We start from the raw sequence: 2,946 nt of genomic DNA on the forward strand, positions 1-2,946 counted from the left end.
GCGTCTAATTTCAGCAGTGACTCGCTTTTCTCTCGCCTTCTCCGTGAGCGTAGCAAACGTCTCGACAGTGCTTTTTCTCAATTGAGCTCGTCGGACGTCAGATGTTATTGCCCTTGTAAGGCTCACGAAGAACGGTTCTTCACAGCTTCACGTTTGTGAAGAGTTCTTCTATACTTTGGCGTCTGCGGATAAGTTTGACATAATCACCATCGACGAGTACTTCTGCGGGCAGCGGCATCCCATTGTAGTTGTTTGCCATGGAAAAGCCGTAGGCACCGGCGTTTTCGAATACGATTGCCGTACCTGGTATAGGTACTTCGAGCTTCCGGCCTCTTGCAAGTATGTCGCCGCTTTCGCAAAGAGGACCGACAACGTCGGCAGTTGCCGTCTTCTTGGTGCCGGAGAGGACTATAACTCCGTGATGAGCATCATATAAGGCAGGTCTTATCAGTGCATTCATCCCTGCATCGGTAACGATAAAGATTTTTTCCGAGGGTTTAACACTCACAACCGAAGTCACGAGGTATCCTGCCGGACCGATGATGAATCTACCCAGCTCTGAAATCAGTTTTCCATTGAAGTCAGAAAACATTCCCGAGACGGCCGCCTGCAACTTTTCTATATCAAGCTCTTTGCCTTCATAGTTAATACCCCAGCCGCCGCCGAGATCGATGTGCTTGAAGCCGAATTGCTTAGCACATTCGAGAACTTTGGAATAGGCGTCAACAAATGGTTCTACTTCGGTGATTTGAGATCCAATGTGAAGATGTAGGCCATCGATCCTGTCGGCCACCGTCTCGACCTTTTCGATTGGAACTCCAAATTTGTGGGCTTTGAGTCCTGTCGAGATATGTGGGTGGGTGTGCGCGTCAACATCCGGATTGACTCTTAGAAGCTTCACGACATCTATCCCATCCCAAAGAGGCAGTTCCTGCAGCGAGTCGATGGAGACAGTGTCAACACCCTGATTTGTGAAATGCACAATATCTCCATGGGTCTTTCCGTTACCATTCCAGAGAATTCGCTTCATGCCGGCCATTTTCGATGCGAGGAGCTCACCTCTTGAAACAACATCCGCACCAATGCCTTCTTCTGCCATTATCTTTAGAAGAGCGGGATTGCTGTTTGCCTTCAACGCAAAGACTATCTCTGCATCCAGCCCCTCGAAAACCCTCTTTGCTTTGTCTATTCTCTTTCTTATCTTCTCTGCATCGTAGACATATAGCGGCGTACCAAATTCACCAGCAAGCTTCTGAAAATCAATCATCTCAACCTCCAAAATTCAGCCTTTCCGTTATCTCATCAATCTCTTCAGACCTGATATTAAGCGCTGGCAAAAACCTTATGCTCCCTCCAGTTACATTGAGCAAGACATTTCTTTCAAAGGCCATGCTTTTCACCCCGTTGGGGTTTTCGGCCGTGACTCCTATCATGAGCCCCTTACCTCGAACATCCCTTGCCCAAGGAAGACTCTTGAGGTTTTGCATAAGACGCGCTCCATTTATTCTAACACTTTCGAGAAGGGCCGAATTCATTCTAGACAGAACAGAGAGCCCTGCTGCAAGACTGAGAGGGTTCGGAGCAAATGTTGAGCCGTGATCCCCGAGAGAAAACGGTGATAGCTTTCTGAAGACCGCGGCGCCAAGAGGCAGACCGCCTCCGACAGCTTTTCCAAGTATTACAATATCCGGTTCCAATCCGTAATTCTGATAACCAAAGTATTCGCCTGTTCTGCAAAGGCCCGCCTGAATCTCGTCGGCGACCACCAGAAAGCCCTTTTCCTTCCTGAGTACCTCAATCGTTTCGATCAGTTCGGAAGGATACAAGTACACTCCGCTGTTTCCCTGAATCGATTCTACAAAAACGGCGGCGATTTCATTTTCCTTGACCGATTCAGCAAATGCCTCCGCTTTTTTGGGAAGAAAGAGGACGTCGGGAAGAAGCGGTTCGAAAGGCCTTCGCAGTATTTCACTATGTGTCAAAGAGAGAGCACCGATGGTTCGCCCATGAAAGTTGCCTTCAAAGGAAATCAGTTTCCCCTTTTTCAACTTCCTAACGGCTTTGATCGCAGCTTCTGTGGCCTCGGTGCCGGAGTTTGAAAAATACACCTCGCCGCTGGAATTAACAAATTTCAGGAGACTTTCGCTAAGCCTTTCGGCATCATCGTCGAGAAAGTAGTTTGATGTGTGAGAGTACCTTGCCATCTTCCTAGAGACTGCTTCAATCGTTGCTTCATCCGTATGACCGAAAGCAAGTACTCCTATTCCTGAAAATGTGTCGATGAATTCACCCTTGTCAGTATTTATTCTTATTCCGTGTGCACTCCTTATCTCGAGAGGAAATGGTGAGTATACTTTTGAAAGCATTGTACTCAGCTCACAATTCGAACTCGTCAAGCAGCGCCTTCAAGGCTGTGCTTGCCTGTAATTTCGGTACGAGAACGGAGATCTTTATTTCAGACGTAGTAGTCCCGATTATTCTGACTCCAGCCTTCTGGAGTGCAAGGAAGAAACGGGCGGCTACCCCTGCGCTCGATTTCATGCCAACGCCAACCGTTGATATCTTCGCAACATCCTCATCTATTGCGAGTTCCCAGTTGTCGATATCCACAAGAACGTTTTCTATAGTCCTCTTTATCGCCGCCGGACTGGCCGAGAGAACAGTAAATGCAAGGTGTATATGTTCGTTGTCATTCACAATAGATATCATGTCAACGTTGAAATTCGAACCTGCAACGGCCTGAAAGATCTTGCTGACAACATCCGTATTTCCGGGCAATTTGTTTATAGTTATCTTCAGCTGGTTTGTGTCTATCGTAGCACCCGTTACGACAGGCTGTTCCAGCCATTCGGGAAGCCTGCTCACTACTCTGGTCCCTCCTTCTTCGTTGAATGACGACAGGCAAAGGATCTCAACGTTGTACTTCTTTGCTATCTCCACCGATCT

3 protein-coding genes are annotated in these 2,946 nt (G+C 47.7%); all 3 read right to left on the minus strand.

The window, feature by feature from the left end:
- Positions 1 to 139 precede the first annotated feature (139 nt).
- Positions 140 to 1,267, minus strand: coding sequence for a diaminopimelate decarboxylase (lysA, locus tag B3K91_RS05905; protein WP_292589609.1), 1,128 nt, complete (start codon positions 1,265 to 1,267; stop codon positions 140 to 142).
- Position 1,268: 1 nt separating this feature from the next.
- Positions 1,269 to 2,366 carry an aspartate aminotransferase family protein gene (locus tag B3K91_RS05910; RefSeq protein ID WP_292593405.1) on the minus strand — a complete coding sequence of 366 codons (1,098 nt, stop codon included), beginning with the start codon at positions 2,364 to 2,366 and terminating at the stop codon, positions 1,269 to 1,271.
- 10 nt (positions 2,367 to 2,376) lie between these two features.
- The coding region (locus B3K91_RS05915) for an ACT domain-containing protein (RefSeq protein ID WP_292594277.1) at positions 2,377 to 2,946 on the minus strand (570 nt) is incomplete at its 5' end.

Origin of the sequence: Mesotoga sp. UBA5847 (assembly GCF_002432735.1) — a bacterium.
Taxonomy (GTDB): Bacteria; Thermotogota; Thermotogae; order Petrotogales; family Kosmotogaceae; genus Mesotoga.

Coding starts and splice junctions, on each gene's coding strand:
- B3K91_RS05910 (WP_292593405.1), bottom strand. CDS start 2,366: ATGCTTTCAAAAGTATACTCACCATTTCCTCTCGAGATAAGGAGTGCA.
- lysA (WP_292589609.1), bottom strand. CDS start 1,267: ATGATTGATTTTCAGAAGCTTGCTGGTGAATTTGGTACGCCGCTATAT.